The organism is Lysinibacillus sp. NPDC056185, assembly GCF_047737915.1.
Classification (GTDB): domain Bacteria; phylum Bacillota; class Bacilli; order Bacillales_A; family Planococcaceae; genus Lysinibacillus.
Window position 1 is genome coordinate 44,069 of record NZ_JBLLLQ010000006.1, and the last position, 18,436, is coordinate 62,504.

13 protein-coding genes are annotated in these 18,436 nt (G+C 36.8%); all 13 read left to right on the forward strand.

What is annotated here, in order from left to right; translation table 11 throughout:
- Positions 1 to 52 precede the first annotated feature (52 nt).
- The 13 genes from clpX (at position 53) to hemL (ending at position 18,223) form a co-directional block, all read left to right on the forward strand.
- Complete coding sequence (gene clpX / locus ACMZ42_RS08070; protein ID WP_323647644.1) at positions 53 to 1,324, forward strand: ATP-dependent protease ATP-binding subunit ClpX; 1,272 nt, start codon at positions 53 to 55, stop codon at positions 1,322 to 1,324.
- A gap of 230 nt (positions 1,325 to 1,554) precedes the next feature.
- Positions 1,555 to 3,879: an endopeptidase La gene (gene lon, locus ACMZ42_RS08075; RefSeq protein WP_415731119.1), complete on the forward strand. Its 2,325-nt coding sequence runs from the start codon at positions 1,555 to 1,557 to the stop codon at positions 3,877 to 3,879.
- Positions 3,880 to 3,883: 4 nt separating this feature from the next.
- Positions 3,884 to 4,465 (forward strand): ribosome biogenesis GTP-binding protein YihA/YsxC, encoded by a 582-nt coding sequence (gene yihA / locus ACMZ42_RS08080; RefSeq protein ID WP_132357011.1) that lies wholly within the window; start codon positions 3,884 to 3,886, stop codon positions 4,463 to 4,465.
- 118 nt (positions 4,466 to 4,583) lie between these two features.
- Positions 4,584 to 4,757: a YjfB family protein gene (locus tag ACMZ42_RS08085; protein ID WP_012295488.1), complete on the forward strand. Its 174-nt coding sequence runs from the start codon at positions 4,584 to 4,586 to the stop codon at positions 4,755 to 4,757.
- A 163-nt stretch (positions 4,758 to 4,920) separates the two neighbouring features.
- A complete protein-coding gene (locus ACMZ42_RS08090) occupies positions 4,921 to 6,579 on the forward strand; it encodes a hypothetical protein (protein WP_415731120.1) in 1,659 nt (552 codons plus the stop codon).
- Between the two features lie 438 nt (positions 6,580 to 7,017).
- A complete protein-coding gene (locus ACMZ42_RS08095) occupies positions 7,018 to 8,472 on the forward strand; it encodes an S-layer homology domain-containing protein (RefSeq protein WP_415731121.1) in 1,455 nt (484 codons plus the stop codon).
- A gap of 19 nt (positions 8,473 to 8,491) precedes the next feature.
- Entirely contained in the window at positions 8,492 to 11,416 is a 2,925-nt protein-coding gene (locus ACMZ42_RS08100; protein ID WP_415731122.1) for a vWA domain-containing protein, read from the forward strand.
- A 450-nt stretch (positions 11,417 to 11,866) separates the two neighbouring features.
- Positions 11,867 to 13,231: a glutamyl-tRNA reductase gene (gene hemA / locus ACMZ42_RS08105; protein ID WP_370075447.1), complete on the forward strand. Its 1,365-nt coding sequence runs from the start codon at positions 11,867 to 11,869 to the stop codon at positions 13,229 to 13,231.
- 192 nt (positions 13,232 to 13,423) lie between these two features.
- On the forward strand, positions 13,424 to 14,251 hold the full coding sequence (gene ccsA, locus ACMZ42_RS08110) for a cytochrome c biogenesis protein CcsA (RefSeq protein WP_370075446.1): 828 nt from the start codon (positions 13,424 to 13,426) through the stop codon (positions 14,249 to 14,251).
- Positions 14,252 to 14,269: 18 nt separating this feature from the next.
- Positions 14,270 to 15,202 (forward strand): hydroxymethylbilane synthase, encoded by a 933-nt coding sequence (gene hemC, locus ACMZ42_RS08115; RefSeq protein ID WP_415731123.1) that lies wholly within the window; start codon positions 14,270 to 14,272, stop codon positions 15,200 to 15,202.
- Positions 15,192 to 15,953 carry a uroporphyrinogen-III synthase gene (locus ACMZ42_RS08120; RefSeq protein ID WP_415731124.1) on the forward strand — a complete coding sequence of 254 codons (762 nt, stop codon included), beginning with the start codon at positions 15,192 to 15,194 and terminating at the stop codon, positions 15,951 to 15,953. The genes hemC and ACMZ42_RS08120 overlap by 11 nt, the downstream gene beginning before the upstream one ends.
- On the forward strand, positions 15,950 to 16,930 hold the full coding sequence (gene hemB, locus ACMZ42_RS08125; RefSeq protein WP_402873231.1) for a porphobilinogen synthase: 981 nt from the start codon (positions 15,950 to 15,952) through the stop codon (positions 16,928 to 16,930). Before ACMZ42_RS08120 ends, hemB begins: the two co-directional genes overlap by 4 nt.
- On the forward strand, positions 16,931 to 18,223 hold the full coding sequence (hemL, locus tag ACMZ42_RS08130) for a glutamate-1-semialdehyde 2,1-aminomutase (RefSeq protein ID WP_370075442.1): 1,293 nt from the start codon (positions 16,931 to 16,933) through the stop codon (positions 18,221 to 18,223).
- The last annotated feature ends 213 nt before the right edge of the window (positions 18,224 to 18,436 follow it).

The window sequence follows — 18,436 nt, forward strand, 5'->3', positions numbered from 1 at the left end:
ATAAAGATTCAATAATCTTGTAAGATTGTTGCTTGAATAGGGGTGAAACATATTGTTCAAATTTAATGATGAAAAAGGCAATTTAAAATGCTCATTCTGTGGAAAGCCACAAGAACAGGTACGTAAACTAGTTGCAGGTCCTGGTGTTTATATTTGTGATGAATGTATCGAACTTTGTTCAGAAATCGTTGTAGAGGAACTGGGTGTTGAAGAAGAAATTGAATTCCAAGATATTCCAAAACCGAAAGAAATCTTAACGATTTTAGATGAGTATGTAATAGGACAAGATCGTGCTAAAAAAGCTTTAGCAGTTGCGGTTTACAATCACTACAAGCGCATTAATACAAATAGTAAGATTGATGATGTAGAATTAGCGAAATCGAACATTGTGTTAATCGGCCCAACTGGTAGCGGTAAAACTTTATTGGCCCAAACATTGGCACGTATATTAAACGTTCCTTTTGCTATTGCAGATGCTACTTCTCTAACAGAAGCTGGCTATGTTGGTGAGGACGTTGAAAATATTTTATTAAAATTAATTCAATCCGCAGATTACGATATCGAGCGTGCTGAAAAAGGGATCATCTATATTGATGAAATCGATAAAGTTGCACGTAAATCCGAAAATCCATCCATTACACGTGATGTTTCTGGTGAAGGCGTACAACAAGCCCTTCTAAAAATTTTAGAAGGTACAGTTGCGAGTGTCCCACCACAAGGTGGTCGTAAGCATCCACACCAAGAGTTTTTACAAATCGATACTACAAACATCTTATTTATTGTGGGTGGAGCATTTGATGGAATAGAATCCATTATTAAACGTCGTCAAGGTGAAAAAGTAATTGGCTTCGGTTCAGATCCAAACAAAATTGATATGGATGAAGGCTCAATTATGGCAAAGTTGATTCCAGAGGATTTATTAAAATTTGGTCTAATTCCAGAATTCATCGGTCGATTACCAGTACTTGCAAGTTTAGAACAATTAAACGAGGCTGCGCTTGTACAAATTTTAACGGAGCCTAAAAATGCACTAGCTAAGCAATATCAAAAAATGCTTGAACTAGATGGTGTTGAGCTTGAGTTTGATGAAGGTGCTCTTTCTGAAATTGCAAAAGAAGCAATAGAACGGAAAACGGGTGCACGTGGTCTTCGTTCAATTATTGAGTCAACAATGCTTGATGTAATGTACGAACTACCTTCACGCGAAGACGTGAAAAAATGTATCATTACGGCAAAAACAATTACGGATAAAGAAAAACCGAAATTGCTTCTTGAAGATGGCACTGAACTCGATGAAGGTAGCGACACAAAAACTTCAGCATAACGAACAGATACTAATGTCTATTGTTATGAGATAAAGAGTAATTTAGCTGACTTCGATTGTGCAATATTCGCACATATCGACAGTCAGCTTTTTATTCATTCATACATAAAGCCAACTGTAATTAGATGAAATTTTTGGCTCAATTGATTAACTAGTGTGAATCAGCTTTTTAGACACATACTAGTAGCGTGGGAGTGAATAAGAAAATTTTGACGGAGGTGAATACCCGCATGGTGACAATACAAAAAACAACAAGTGTACCATTATTGCCTTTACGTGGACTTTTAGTATACCCGTCGATGGTGTTACATATTGATGTGGGTAGAAATCGTTCTGTAGCGGCGCTAGAACAAGCGATGCTAGAGGACCAATTGATATTATTGGTAACACAAAAAGAAGTGCATGATGAACAGCCTGATGAGCAAGATTTATATACAGTTGGTACGATGGCATATGTCAAACAGATGTTAAAATTACCAAATGGAACACTGCGTATTTTAGTGGAAGGTGTAGCGCGTGCAACATGGTCTAACTATCGGGCGCTAGAAAAATATACGATTGTTGACATCGATGTTAAGGAGGAAACAATCGGTAAGGATGTTGAAACACAGGCTTTAATGCGTACGTTGTTAACGTATTTCGAAAGATACGCGAAAGGCTCCAATAAAATTACATCTGAAACCATCAGTACTGTGGCAGACATTGAAGAGCCAGGTCGTTTAGCAGACATCATTGCATCGCATTTACCATTTAAGATTGCAGATAAACAAGAAGTATTAGAGATGCTCAATGTAAAGAAGCGATTAGATCATTTAATTATTCGTTTACATGATGAGCAAGAAGTACTTGATCTTGAAAAGAAAATTAATACAAAAGTTAAGCAATCCATGGAGCGTACGCAAAAGGAGTATTATTTACGTGAACAAATGAAAGCTATTCAAACAGAGCTAGGAGATCGTGAAGGAAAAACTGGTGAAGTAGCTGAATTACGTAAACGTATCGACGAAACAGGGATGCCTGAATCAACGAAAGAAGTAGTGCTTAAAGAGTTGGATCGCTATGAGAAGCTACCAGCAGCTAGTGCAGAGAGTGGCGTCATCCGAAACTATATTGATTGGATTGTTTCATTACCATGGACAAATTCGACTGAAGATCGCATGAATATCGAACATGCAGAGGACATTTTAAATCGTGACCATGACGGTTTAGAAAAAGTAAAAGAACGTATATTAGAATATTTAGCTGTACGTCAGTTGAAAAAATCGTTACGTGGACCAATATTATGTTTAGCTGGCCCTCCAGGTGTAGGTAAAACATCATTAGCTCGATCTGTTGCAGAAAGCTTGGATCGCAAATTTATCCGTATTTCATTAGGTGGGGTACGAGACGAATCGGAAATTCGTGGTCATCGTCGTACGTATGTTGGGGCAATGCCAGGTCGTATTATCCAAGGGATGAAAAAGGCAGGAACAATTAATCCTGTGTTCCTTCTAGATGAAATTGATAAAATGTCTAATGACTTTAGGGGAGATCCTGCAGCAGCAATGCTTGAAGTTTTAGATCCTGCTCAAAATAATACATTTAGTGATCATTACATCGAAGAACCTTATGATTTATCAAATGTATTATTTATAGCAACTGCGAATGATTTAAGTACAATTCCTGGGCCGTTACTAGATCGTATGGAAGTAATCTCAATTGCTGGTTATACAGAAATTGAAAAAGAGCAAATTACGAAAAATCACTTAATACCGAAACAGTTAAAAGAGCATGGCTTGAAAAAAACACAAGTTATTATTAAAGACGAAGCCGTAGTTGATATTATCCGTTATTATACTCGTGAAGCAGGTGTTCGCGGACTAGAGCGTCAAATCGCAACCCTATGTCGTAAAATCACTAAGATCATCGTTTCTGGTGAGAAAAAACGAGTAACAGTGAACTCGAAAACGTTAGAGGAATTACTCGGTAAACATCGTTTCCGATATGGACAAGCAGAAGAGGAAAATCAAATCGGTGTAGCTACTGGGCTTGCTTATACAACTGTAGGTGGTGATACATTACAAATTGAGGTATCATTAACACCTGGTAAAGGAAAATTGCAGTTAACTGGTAAGCTTGGCGATGTCATGAAGGAATCTGCTCAAACAGCTTTATCGTATGTCCGTACAAAAATGGGAGATCTAAAAGTGGATGCAGAATATTTTGAAACACATGATATTCATATTCATGTTCCTGAAGGAGCTGTTCCGAAAGATGGACCTTCCGCAGGTATTACTATGGCAACCGCAATTGTTTCCGCAATTTTACATCGTCCAATACGCCGTGAAGTCGGCATGACAGGTGAAATTACATTACGTGGACGTGTACTGCCAATTGGTGGCTTAAAGGAAAAAACACTCAGTGCGCATCGAGCGGGCTTAACGACAATTATTTGTCCGAAAGATAATGAGCGAGATATTGAGGATATTCCTGAAAGTGTACGCGAACAACTAACATTTAAACTAGTGTCATCGGCTGATGAAGTATTAGCCCATGCACTGGACGGAGGTTTTTAAGAAAATGAAAGTCCATAACGTAGAAATGGTCATAAGTGCTGTAAGACCAGACCAATATCCAGAAGATGGACTGCCAGAATTTGCACTAGCCGGTCGTTCAAATGTGGGGAAATCCTCATTTATTAATCGAATGATCGGTCGTAAGGCTTTAGCACGTATTTCTTCAAAGCCCGGAAAAACACAAACGCTTAATTTTTACAAAATTGAAGAACAATTATTTTTTGTAGATGTTCCGGGCTATGGTTATGCAAAGGTTTCAAAAACTGAGCGTGAAGCATGGGGAAAAATGATTGAGCGTTACATCACAGGGCGCAATGAATTAAAGGCAGTCGTACAAATTGTTGACTTACGTCATCCCCCTACAGCTGATGATCGCATGATGTATGATTTTTTAAAGCATTACAATATTCCTTGTATTGTTATTGCAACAAAAGCAGATAAAATTCCAAAAGGTAAATGGGATAAGCATAAAAAAATCGTGAAAGAAACGCTAGACATGGAAAAAAATGATCCCCTTATTGTCTTTTCTTCAGAAAAAGGAATTGGCTTTGAAGAAGCTTGGCGTACAATCGAAAATAAAATGTAATAAAAAAACATCTATTGAGTCTATTATTTAGGACAGTAGATGTTTTTTTATTAAAAATTTGGGGAATCGCTTGATGAATGGGACAACTGACCGATAAATTAAATAGGAGGTGGACTAAATGGATATCGCAGCTTTATCAATGGCAATGAATCAAGCAACTTTAATGCAAAATGTATCTCTAGCTGTAACGAAGCAGGCAATGGAGATGCAACAGCAAAATACAGAACAATTAGTTGAAATGTTAGATGCTCCACATCCGACAGCCGGACATACAATTGACGTTCAAGTATGATGAAGCAAAGGTAGCTTGAAAATGGAAGCTACCTCTATCTTTGTGTCTAATGGTAGATTTAAAAAGTAAGTAAAAGCACTAAAATGTAACTTTTTGAATAGGAAAAACTACCAATAGTACGATATACTATTTATAATAACAATTTTTTAGGAGGCGGGATTTGTTGAAGAAGATTCCATACATACTAATGATTGTGTTACTAACGGTTCTCGGATTTTCATCAAATAAAACAGCTCATGCTGCCCAAATGGTGACTGGGACCTTTGTTGATGTAACATTTTCAGAATATGCAAATTCTAACGGAGTAATAGAAAAAAAGCTTAGTAAAATTACTTTGCAAAATGAAAGCGGTCATCAAGCTACATACAATATCAATGATAGTGCCCGGCTATATATTAATAATACAGTGACAACAATCGAAGGCTTTAAGATGGGAATGAAAGTAGAAGCGGAAATTTCCCTTCGCAGTGTTGTTGAGCTGCGAGGTACTTCTAATTCTACAAATGAAACAGAATCTCCAACAGTTGCGCAAAATACAAAAATACTTGCTGGAGTAGTGACAAGTATTGATCCAAATGGACTATTCATTATGCTGAAGCCAGATATTGGGGAGGAAACAACTTACTATATCAATAAAGATACAGAATATCAAAAAAACTCCTCAGCTGTCGATATTAGCGCTTTATATGTGGGGGATCGTGTGAAGCTTAGCCTTAAAAATCGAAACACATCCATTGTCACAAAAATAGACATTAGTGAGACGGGTACATTAGTTGAAAACCTGTATAAAGGTGAGATACAGACAGTTAATGCCAATACAAATAAATTAACTGTCAAAAACCAACATGCTTTTATAAATTGGCAATTTGGCTCTGACACAACAACAGCTTTATCAACGATGAATTTTTCATCGAAGGTTCCGATATATGTTGGAAATACAAAAATTGATAAAGGTCAGTTGAAAAATTACATTGGCAGTCAAGCATATTATGCAACAGTTAAACAATTTGGCAAAGAAGTGATTGAAAAGATTGTTGTATTGAAAAACAATGAGCGAACTTACTATGAGCCAATGCTTTCTGTAGATACTAAATATCAATTATTAAAACTTAAATCTGCCGGTACATTATACTTCCACGATGGAACGATTTTAATTAGAAATGGTCGTTTAATTGAACCTACTGGCTTATTAGCTTATGGTACAGCTTTTGTTATTTCGGACGGTGCTGCACGTGATCATTATGCCCAAGTTGTGGAAGTAACAAGTGATAGCTTTATGTCACCAAACTTATCAGGTCATGAGTTATATTATGGACGTTTATCACAAGCAGATGGCTATTTAATCGAAATTGATGATGCGATGAAGATTGAGTCAAATGTCTTCAAGAAAACAGAGCGTACTGTACTATCTGTTAGTAATTCAACAAAGGCCATAGTAGATGATGGTAACAAAATTTATAGTGTTATTCCTGATATTGAGCTTCATCTATATGAAGGAGAATATGGATACTTCTATGTGAAGGATGGTCATGTACAAGCCCTTCATATTCTAAATAAAGCGAAGCCTGTTGCACCATTAATGTTAACTGGTAAACTACAGTCAGTTAAATCGAAATACCCAGCTGTAATTAATGTGAAGAGCGTTAGTCAATGGCAAAATGGTCGCTGGTATGAAGCTGGTGAAATGATTGATATGAATATTGATCAAGCTACAATTATTAAAGCTGGTAAAGTTATTCAAGCATCTGATTTAAAACCTTCTGATCGTTTAGTAGTATTATCAGATCGTTTTGTCAAAGCTCATTTAATATTAGTTGATTAATCAATTTAGAAGTCTGTGAGTCTTCTGCGAGTATTTTTACGACAAATATATTCGCTTGTGGTGGGAAACTTTGTCGCCCTGCGTAGAAGACGAGCAGATGTTAACTTCTTTCAGCGCTACGGAAGTTCACACCTCTATAGATGGTGAGATGAATGCGGTTTTAAGTCACTTTTCAGCAGTGTCCAAACATCTGCTGAAATAGACGCACGTCTTGCGGCAACGACTGAGTGACCAATATCGTGTTGGCCTAAAGCCTCCGGTGGATGTCACCGAATTATGCCGAGGTATAATTGATCCTTGAATTTTTCAGGTGTGTTGATAAAAGCAGATAATAATGGTTAATCAATTCACCTGATTATTTTGTAAAGTTGAAGAAAATTATTGACAGCAGCTCCAGATGCGGATATGTATGGAATGAAAGTGAGGGACAAAAAAAGAATGCGAAAACATTTATCTAAAATAATGTTAGTGGTTCTTGCTGTATTTGTTATTGGAGTTACTATCCCAGAAAATACATTAGCTGTTTCATTAGAAACAACAGGTGCTGTAAAAAATGAATATACATATGAGGAAGCTGTTTTCATTACAGGAACACCTATTATATTTAAAGGTACTAGTAAAGACATTAAAATTACACAAAAAGAATCTAAAGGAAAGTTAACCGAAACATATAATCTAAAGCTAACAGCAAGTAATGGTGCTACATTAACACGAAATATGACCTACGAATCTGATGTTGTAGATTATGCTACGATTGGTCAAAAAACATCGAATGGTGTAGTGAAAAAGTATACTGAGAAAATTGTTGTTGGGAAAATAACATATACATTGGTAGATTACCAATTTTCACAAGGAACTGTAACGGACAATCGTGCAGCCTCTGATTATTACTCAGGTAATGTGATTTCAAGAAAAACATATGCCTATCAAACAGGGACTGGAAAAAATGCAGTCCAAAATACAGTAACGATTGATACTGATAGTCGTCATGCTGGCTATGAAAACTTCTGGGGAGCAACAGAAACACAAATTACAGAAGCTGTTTATAAATATAGCGACGGTAAGACTAGCCATGTGAAAAATCGCTTATCGACAAGCAAATCACGTGTACTAAACTATGAAGAAAACCTAGGAAGTTTAGGGAGCTTTGATGGTGGATATGCGGTAGTAAGTGAAAAAGATGTTATTTCAGAATATACGTATGATTTATCCTCTGGGCAAAAAGGTACTCTTGATTTAGATAAAGAATATATGCCGACAATTGAACGTTTAATCATTCCTAAGTTCCGTGATTTATCAAATCATTATGCAAAAGGAGCTATTGAAAAATTATACTCTTTAGGTATTTATTCTGATGCGAGTAACTTCTTCTCACCAAATACCCCGATGAAGCGTATTGACTTTACAACGGCGATTGGTAAGGCAGTTGACTTACGTGTTATGGAAGAACCGAAAACGAAAAAATCGACATCAGCTACTAGTGTTTTTAAAGATGTTAAACGTACGGTGAAAGATTATGCCTATATTGAGTCTGCGTATAAAAAAGGAATTATTAAAGGTGTAACGCCAGAGTACTTCAAACCTGATAATCAAATTACTCGAGCTCAAGCCGCTACGATTTTTGTACGTGCATTAGGGCTAGAAAATAAGGCGCCAGATCCAGGCTATGTGACAAAGTTTAAGGATGATGCGCAAATTCCAAACTATTCAAAAGACGGAATATACATTGCGAATGAGTTAGGCTTAATGACTGGTGACCCTACAACAGGTCGATTTAATCCAGATCAGCCATTAACGCGAGCACAAGCATCCGTAGTGTTAGAACGTTTCTTGAATTATTTAGAAAGCGATTTAAAACAAAACTATCGAGATGATATATTGTTCTTTAATTAATGAAAGGGCTGAAAAATAAATGACATATGCTAAAAAGGCATTTCTATCTCTGCTTTGTTTCGTACTAATTTTGATGACAACTACTCCAGCTGTGACTCAAGCCGCTACGACAATTAATGATGTCCCAACCAATAACGGTAAATACAAAGCTATTTCGTGGGCAGTCGATAATGATCTACTCTCATTGAATAGCGCTAACAACTTTTTACCTAATGAGCAAATAACTGAACGAGAGCTTGTTGTAATGTTTGCGAAGCTCGATAAGAACTATGCATTAACATATAACGAAAGTGTCGCTTATAACTTCTATAGTGATTTTTATTTACCATTTAACGGTACTTACACGACAGCAAATCGTTCGAAAGCTGTTACACGTGGACAATTTGCGCGTATATATGCTGCCTTTAAAGGTTTAGATTTAGATGAGCCTCAAGCGGTTCAATATTTATACACAAATGATATTTCAACAGGAAGCACTGGTAAAAAGACATTTGCCGATTTCAATCCTTCTACAAAGCTAACTCGTGGAGATGTTGCTGAATTTTTATATCGCAGTGTACAAAACGGTAACTTTGCTGTACTAGGATTAAAACGTGCAGCAGCAGGTCGTGATAACGATAAAATCACATTACCGTCAGGCTTCATGGGCTCAAACAACGCAGAATTTGAAGAGCCAAAGGATAATTCTAATGATTTTACTGGACCAGAGTATGTGAATAATGCTCTTCAAAGTATTGATGTTGAAAAACCAGATTTAATTGCAAATGATCAAGATTCAACGCTAATTACTGTATCTTTAAAAGCTTGTAATGGCGATCCAATACCTGATGATAAATCTTATACATTCCGTGTAACTTCGTCATATGGTGCAAAAATCGTTGACACATCTGGTGAAGCTGTTCGAAATGTACAATCAGATGGCTCTACTGTCTCTGTGATTGTAATAGCACCAAAATTAACAAAATCTGTACGCGATACAATTACATTTGAACTTATTAACAACACAGATCCTGGTATGAAATGTCTTGTAGGTGAGAAATTGAATGCACATGTACGTTACTCACCTCAGCCAGAAATGCGCATTGATTATCAAGTGTATGATCCAGCAAATACGGATGATGAAAATGGCAATGTAACACCTCCATATGTACCGTATGAAAAGTTACCTGAGTTCTTTACTGAAAACATTATTGATGTTTACGATCCAGTCCCTTTAGATAAAGATGCAGATAAAAAGCTATTTAGTATTGGGCAACAAACAAATGTAAAGGATGCTCTTGACAATGTGCAAAATATGTATTTAAGATACGGTGGCTCGGATCCAAAATATCCAGCATTAGGCTATGAGCATGCCATTTTACAGTTTGAAAACTATGATATTTCCGTTTTCTTATTTGAGGAACTATTAAATCGACGTTTGAAGGACTCTGTGACAACACCTGCTAAAACAGAAATTATGTATATGATTTCAGATGATGGGCGTCCAATTTATCGTATTCAAGGAATTGATGATGCGATTGCCTCACAGGTAGAGAACATAAACCCAGTCGGTTCTATTATTCAACTTATGAACCATATGCCTGATGAAAAGAAATTAACGCTAGAGCATTATGATAGTGTCATGAAAATTTATGCTATTCTCACGAACTTGAGTAATTATGATCGAACAGTATTATTAAAATACCAAGGTGGTAAATTACTCGGTCAAGTAGAAGCTTATAAAAAACGAGTGGAAGCATTAAAGGAAAGTGCGGATGCGGCATCAAGACCATCGGGTAAAGATCGTTATACTAAGGTAATGGTTACATTAGTAAAACCTGGTGGAGAAATTATTACTGACTACCAAGGAACAGTAAAAATTAAATTTGATGGTGTTGAGAAAACAGCTTCATTTGTGACAAATACTTCGGATTATTTAAATAATACAGGTAGCCCAGGTACAGCTGTAGCGTACTTTGACTCGATTATTTATGGAAAATCAAAAGCTGAAGCAACATTAGTTAATAAAATAGATCCTCGTTATGCAACAATATTGAAGGATTTAAAAGATAAAACAATTACAAAGGAAATTTTCACAAATCCTTACTTTAGTAAAAATTCTTGTTCTTTAGCAACAGAAGTCGCTTACGTAGTTGATTACTCTGCTTCCATGAAAGCTTCTGACCAAACAAATTATCGTGGTAAGAAGATGATGGAAGTAATCAATCAAATTAAGGCTAAAAATAATATTGTTATTGAAACAAATACAAAAGCTACTGTTCTTGGAGAGGGCAGTACAGACAATGTCTTGAAAAAAGATCTATATAAAGCATCGAAAGAGAAGGGTGCTACAGATATCTTTGCAGGTATAGATCTCGCTCTGTCTAAATTCTCCAATGACTCGAAAACTTCAAAAGCTATAATTGTCGTATCAGACGGTAAAACAAGTAAATCTAAAATGACAAAAGTGCTGAACGAAGCGAAAAATAAAGGGGTTAAGGTTTACACTGTAAGTATGGGTAAAAAATCACAAGTCAATGATGCAATTTTAATGCAACTGGCTACTGAAACTGGCGGTACTTATTACCACGCAAATGATAACTTACAATTACATCAAGTTTTCCAAAAAATTATTGATTCAATTTTATGTAAAACTTCGTCGTCAAGTTGCGTGACTCCTGAAAATCTATTTGAAGAAGCGACAGTTACTCTACGCAAAGGCAATATTACAATGAATGCAAGAATTGATGGTAATTGTTCAAATGTTGCAAAGGTAAATGTACGATTCCCTTCTTTAAGTGGAGATGTGCAATTTGAATTGAATAAGCGTAGTGATAGTGTCTACATGCTAACAAAAACAGTTCAAACAATGCAGGACTTCAAAGTTAATAATGAGATTGAATTTGTAGCATATGATAAAGACGGTAAAATTATAGCTACAAAAACCGTGACAATCACAGATTAATAGATAAAAGTTATTTTAAGCTGGACTAATTCTAACAATTAGTTCAGCTTTTTTTTGTGATTTAAGAAACTATAGCATTTACTAAAACGAGGGGTTGATTTCCGTTCCGGCTGGGCGCTTTGTAGCTGACGCTTTGCTTTCGCACAGAGCAAAGCGGAGGAAGCGGCTCGACGCTCGCCCGCAGGAAACGAGTAGCCTGTAGCGGAAATCATTGTCTTCTAATTAATAGAAGTAGATGAAGATGGTTAAACAATATATCCTGATTCTTTATAAAATTTCTGGACAAACAATAAATTTGAAACCGAACGTATAATTTGCTAAACTTAGATTATAATAATTCTAATGTAGATGAATTTCAGTTCTTCATGACATGTTCACAAATTATTGATGAACTATTGTCGAACTGTGCTATAATGAGATTTGTTAATTAGAACGTGAGAGGTGTTATTCATGCATACCATCGTAGTAGGCTTGAATTATAAAACGGCGCCAGTTGAGATTCGTGAAAAGTTATCATTCATAGAGAGTGAACTACCACAGGCAATGGAAGCGCTGCAGAAGCAAAAAAGTATATTAGAAAATGTTATTGTTTCGACATGTAACCGCACAGAAATATATGCAGTAGTTGATCAAGTGCATACTGGACGTCATTTTGTGAAACAATTTTTAGCAAATTGGTTCGACCTACCTGTGGAGACATTTTCTTCGTATTTAACAATTCGTGAAGAAGATGCGGCAATCGAACATTTATTTAAAGTGACGGCTGGAATTGATTCGATGGTACTTGGCGAAACTCAAATTTTAGGACAAGTACGAAAAAGCTTCTTAAATGGACAAGAGATTGGAACAACAGGTACGGTATACAATCAACTATTTAAACAAGCGGTGACATTTGCGAAGCGTGCACATAATGAAACGGCTATCGGTGAAAACGCGGTATCTGTCTCTTATGCAGCAGTTGAATTAGCGAAAAAAATATTCGGATCTTTACAACGTAAACATGTAGCAATTTTAGGTGCAGGAAAAATGGGGGAACTTGCTATTGAGAACCTTTACGGTAGCGGTGTAGGAAAAGTAACCGTAATTAACCGTACGTTCGAAAAAGCAGAAAGTCTGGCAGCTAAATTTGACGGTGAAGCAAAATCTATGAAGGAACTACAATGTTCGTTATTAGAAGCGGATATTTTAATTACGTCTACAGGTGCAACAGATTATGTTATTGACTATGAATTGATGCAATTTGTTGAACGTTTGCGTAAAGGTAAACCATTATTTATGGTAGATATTGCAGTGCCGCGTGATATTGATCCACGTGTTGGAGATTTACCAAATGTTTTCTTATATGATATAGATGATTTACAAGGCATCGTCGAAGCAAACTTAGCTGAACGTGAACGTGCTGCGGCTGATATTTCTGTAATGATTGGCAAAGAGGTTGTGCAATTTAAAGATTGGGTTGCGACTCTTGGCGTTGTCCCTGTCATCTCGGCTTTACGTAAAAAAGCGAATCATATTCAAGAAGAGACAATGATTAGTATCGAAAATAAAATGCCGGATTTAACGGATCGAGAACGTAAAATTTTAAGTAAGCATACAAAGTCTATTATTAATCAATTGTTAAAAGAACCAATTTTGCAAGCTAAGGAAATGGCAAATTCACCAAAAGCAAATGAACAGTTACGTTTATTCCAACAAATTTTCGGTATTGAGGATGCTGTGGAAGCTGAAGTTACTGCGATGACAGAACAAGAGCTTGAACGCAAAGAGCGCTTACAGTCGTCACAATCTTCCACTGAACCAAAGTATTCTTTCTAAAGATGTCTATGTGTTCGCGGTGCAACTTTAGAAAAGTTGTCCTACGAGCTTTATCCCGCGAACGAGATTTTCTACTGATTTTTAAATGAGGCGTTTTCGTATCTGTATGGTAAACTAAGGATACGAAAACGTTTTTTTTTCTAGGCTAAAGTACACTACTTTAGCACTTTCAAAATAAAGAAGGGATGTCTATTGGCTGATTTGACAATGACAAGGCTCTATGAAGTAATGATCGTCTTGTATGGGATCAGTCTAGTATTTTACTTTACTGATTACTTTTATAAGCAAATACGAGCAAGGCGAATTGCTTTTTGGCTTGTTTCATTCGTATGGGTAATTCAAAGTGCCATTATTATTTTAACTTTTGTGGAAACGAAGCGTTTTCCGATTTTATCTTTGTCAGAAGGGATTCTCTTTTATTCCTGGCTGCTCGTGACATTATCAATTATTTTGCACTGTATTGCACGGGTTGATCTACCGGTGTTTGTTATTAATATACTAGGATTTTTATTCGCTAGTATCTTTACTTTTATGCCAAAACGGTCAACAGGAGTAGTTAGCGATACTTTAATTTCGGAATTGCTGTTTATTCATATATCATTTGCAATATTATCGTATGCAGTGTTTTCGTTAACATTTGTTTTTGCGATATTGTATTTAGTATTATATCGTTTGCTAAAAAAGAAAAAATGGTCACATTTATGGACAAGGTTACCATCACTACAGCAGACGAGTAACTGGATGAATGTTTCATTTTTCATTGCTATTCCAGTGCTATTTGTAAGTTTAGTTTTAGGGTTTGAATGGGCACTACTAACGCTAGAGAGTTTTTCGATTTTTGATGCGAAGATTATTGGGTCCTTTATTATTTTAATTTTGTATTGCTTTATATTGTATGTGAATCGTAAAGGTAAACTGACAGGGACAACTTATGCGTGGGTACATATATACGCTTACCTATTAGTTGTAGTTAACTTCTTTTTAGGAAGTAGTTTATCACGATTCCATTTATGGTATTAGAAGAGAGGTTGGAGACTGTTGAGAAAAATTATTGTAGGTTCTAGGAGAAGTAAGCTAGCTTTAACACAAACAAATTGGTTTATCAATGAGTTAAAAGCAGCTGGTGTACCATTTGAATTTGAAGTGAAAGAAATTGTCACGAAAGGTGATCAAATTTTAGATGTACAGCTATCTAAAGTAGGTGGTAAAGGGCTTTTCGTAAAAGAAATAGAACAAGCACTTTACGATAAAGAAATTGACTTTGCTGTTCATTCTATGAAGGATATGCCTGCAGTACTGCCTGAAGGATTAGTAATTGGCTGTATTCCACCACGTGAAGATGCGCGTGATGCATTTATTTCAAAAGGACATGTGAAATTTGCCGATCTTCCAGCAGGAGCTGTAGTTGGGACAAGTTCTCTTCGTCGCAGTGCTCAACTTTTAACAGTCCGTCCAGATATAGAAATTAAATGGATTCGTGGAAATGTAGATACACGTTTAGCTAAACTTGAAACGGATGAATATGATGCAATTATTTTAGCAGCAGCTGGACTAAAACGCCTTGGCTGGAGCGATGATGTAGTGACTGAGTTTTTATCTGTAGAGGATTGTCTACCAGCAGTAGCACAGGGTTCTTTAGGCATTGAATGCCGTGGAGACGATACGGAGCTATTAACGGAATTAGGCAAGTTAACAGATAGCCTAACATGGAAAGAAGCACATGCAGAGCGTGCTTTCCTAGCGGCTATGGATGGTGGCTGTCAAGTACCTATCGCAGGATACGCAAAGTCTAATGGGGAAGAAATTACATTAACTGGCCTTGTTGCTGCACCAGATGCTTCAGTTGTTTATAAGGAAACTTTTGTGGGCACTGATGCGGAAGCAGTTGGGAAAGAGCTTGCTGAGATTTTAACGAAGCAAGGTGCTTTTGAATTAATTCAACGAGTAAAGGCAGAGCAAGATGCAAAATAATTTACCTTTAGAAGGTAAAACTATTATTTTGACAGGTACATCTAAAACGACAACAATAATAGATGATATTACAGCTTTAGGTGGCCAAGCAGTAATTGCCCCATTGATTGAAACTTGTGAGCTGATCGATAGTAACGACGATGTGCAGTTAGAGTTTGCACGTCAATTTGAATGGCTCATTTTTACGAGTCAAAATGCGGTAGAAGCTTTTGCTAACAAGATGCAACGCTTTAATGTAAGTGCTGCGCATTTTCAAGGGAAAATTGCTTCTATTGGTACTAAAACTACTGCAGCTTTAGAAAAGCTAGGATTCCATGTGAGTTTTATGCCTTCTATATTTAGTGCAGATGTATTTGTTCAAGAATTTCCTAATGTAGCAGGTAGCAATCCTACGTGTCTATTTATTCGTGGAGAAAAAGCGAAAAAGACATTAAAGGAAGGGCTACCCTTTAAATTGAAGGAATGGACAGTTTATGAAACGATTGAGCGACATGATCAAAAACAATTAATGATTGAATGTATCTGTGCGAATAGTGATGTCACAGTGATTTTTGCTAGCCCTTCCGCTGTTGATGTCTACGCAAAGGATGTAGCTTCGGTAGTTGGTTGGGGGGCAGTGCGTGTAGCAGTAATCGGTCATATTACAGAAGCAGCTATTTTAAATCACGGTGCTATTGTAGATGTTATGCCGAGCGTATATACAATGCAAGCAGTTATCGAGGAAATAACGAAAGTAGGAGAAAGAAAATGACAAAATTACAATTTCAGAGACATCGTCGTTTGCGTGCAAATGCTGCTATACGATCAATGGTAAAAGAAACATACTTACACAAAGAGGACTTAATTTATCCAATTTTCGTTATGGAAGGCGAAAATATTAAAAACGAAGTATCTTCTATGCCGGGAGTTTTTCAATTTTCATTAGATAAACTTGAAGCTGAGATTGATGAAGTTGTTGCTTTAGGTATTCCTGCGGTTATTTTATTTGGCTTACCTGCAGAAAAAGATGCAGTCGGAACTGGTGCATTCCATGATCATGGTATTGTGCAAGAAGCAACACGACTTATTAAAGCTCGCTACCCAGAGCTTTTAGTTATTGCAGATACATGCTTATGTGAATTTACAGATCATGGTCATTGTGGCTTAATTGAAGGCGATCAAATTTTAAATGATCCTTCATTAGATGTTTTAGCACGTACAGCAGTATCACAAGCAAAAGCCGGTGCGGATATCATCGCTCCTTCCAATATGATGGATGGTTTTGTGGCAGCGATTCGTGCAGGACTAGATGAAGCAGGCTTTGAAAATGTTCCGATTATGTCATATGCCGTAAAATATGCATCTAGCTACTATGGTCCATTCCGAGAAGCGGCTGATGGTGCGCCTCAATTTGGTGATCGTAAATCATACCAAATGGATCCATCGAATCGTATGGAGGCATTCCGTGAAGCAGAGTCGGATATTGCAGAAGGTGCAGATTTCTTAATCGTTAAGCCAGCTCTAAGTTATTTAGATATTATTCGTGATGTAAAAAATAACTTTACATTACCGATTGTTGCATACAACGTTTCTGGTGAATATGCAATGATTAAAGCAGCGGCTATTAATGGCTGGATTGAAGAGAAAAAAGTAGTGCTTGAAACGTTACTTAGCATGAAACGTGCAGGCTCAGATTTAATCATTACGTATCATGCTAAAGATGTTGCACGTTGGTTGGAGGAGAAATAAATGACGCGTTCTTACGAAAAATCAAAACAAGCTTATGCTGAAGCAATTAACTTAATGCCAGGTGGCGTTAGTAGCCCAGTACGTGCATTCAAATCCGTAAATATGGATCCAATATTCATGGAATCTGGTCAAGGTGCTATTATTAAAGACATTGATGGCAATGAATATATTGATTATGTATTATCATGGGGACCTCTTATTTTAGGTCATACACATCCTGAAGTTGTACAAGCAATTGCAGAAACAGCAGCGAAAGGCTCTTCGTTTGGAGCACCGAGCTATACAGAAAATCGATTAGCTAAATTAGTATTAGATCGTCTTCCTGGTATGGAAATGATTCGCTTCGTGTCTTCTGGGACAGAGGCTACGATGTCTGCTTTACGCGTAGCTCGTGGTGTTACAGGACGCGATAAAATTTTGAAATTTGAGGGTTCTTATCATGGTCATGGAGATTCCTTACTTATTAAAGCAGGCTCAGGGGTAGCTACATTAGGCTTACCTGACAGTCCTGGTGTCCCAGCGGATATTGCACGTAATACGTTAACAGTAGCGTACAATGACTTAGAAGGGGCAAAACTAATTTTCGAAAAGTTTGGTTCAGAGCTTGCGGCAGTAATTGTTGAGCCAGTCGCAGGGAATATGGGCGTTGTCCCTCCACAACCAGGCTTCCTACAAGGCTTACGTGAATTAACAAAGGAACATGGAACATTGTTAATTTTTGATGAAGTTATGACAGGCTTCCGTGTTGACTATGGCTGTGCACAAGGTTATTTTGATGTAACACCAGATATGACAACGTTAGGAAAAGTAATTGGTGGTGGACTTCCTGTCGGTGCATTTGCAGGGAAAAAAGAAATTATGGAGCAAGTAGCACCAGCTGGTCCAATCTATCAAGCTGGAACATTGTCAGGGAATCCATTAGCAATGACAGCAGGCTATGAAACATTATCTCGCCTTGATAATAGTTCTTATGAATACTTCAAAAAGCTAGGAGATCAATTAGAGGCTGGTTTCCGTGAAGCAGCAACGAAATACAATATTCCACATACTGTGAATCGTGCTGGCTCAATGATAGGTTTCTTCTTTACGAACGAAGATGTTATTGATTTTGATTCAGCAAAAACGTCTGATTTACAATTATTTGCTGAATACTTCCGTCTAATGGCAGAAGAAGGTATTTTCTTACCGCCATCTCAATTTGAAGGTTTATTTATTTCTACTGCACATACGGAAGAGCATATCGCAAAAACGGTTGATGCTTTCCATAAAGTATTTGCACAATTAGCAAGATAATAGGTAGTTACAAAATAGCATGCTAGGAGTATTTTCTGGCATGCTATTTTTTGTTGTTTAGTAATGTAATTTACTTTTGTCTGCAATGGTTATATTTTTACGGTTCATCACAAAAAGTTGTGGATGAATTTTGGTAAAATGTCTACTATGTAAATAAGTTGATCTTCGTTCCGGCTGGGCGACTCCTTGGGGTTTAGCGATTAAGAGGAACGA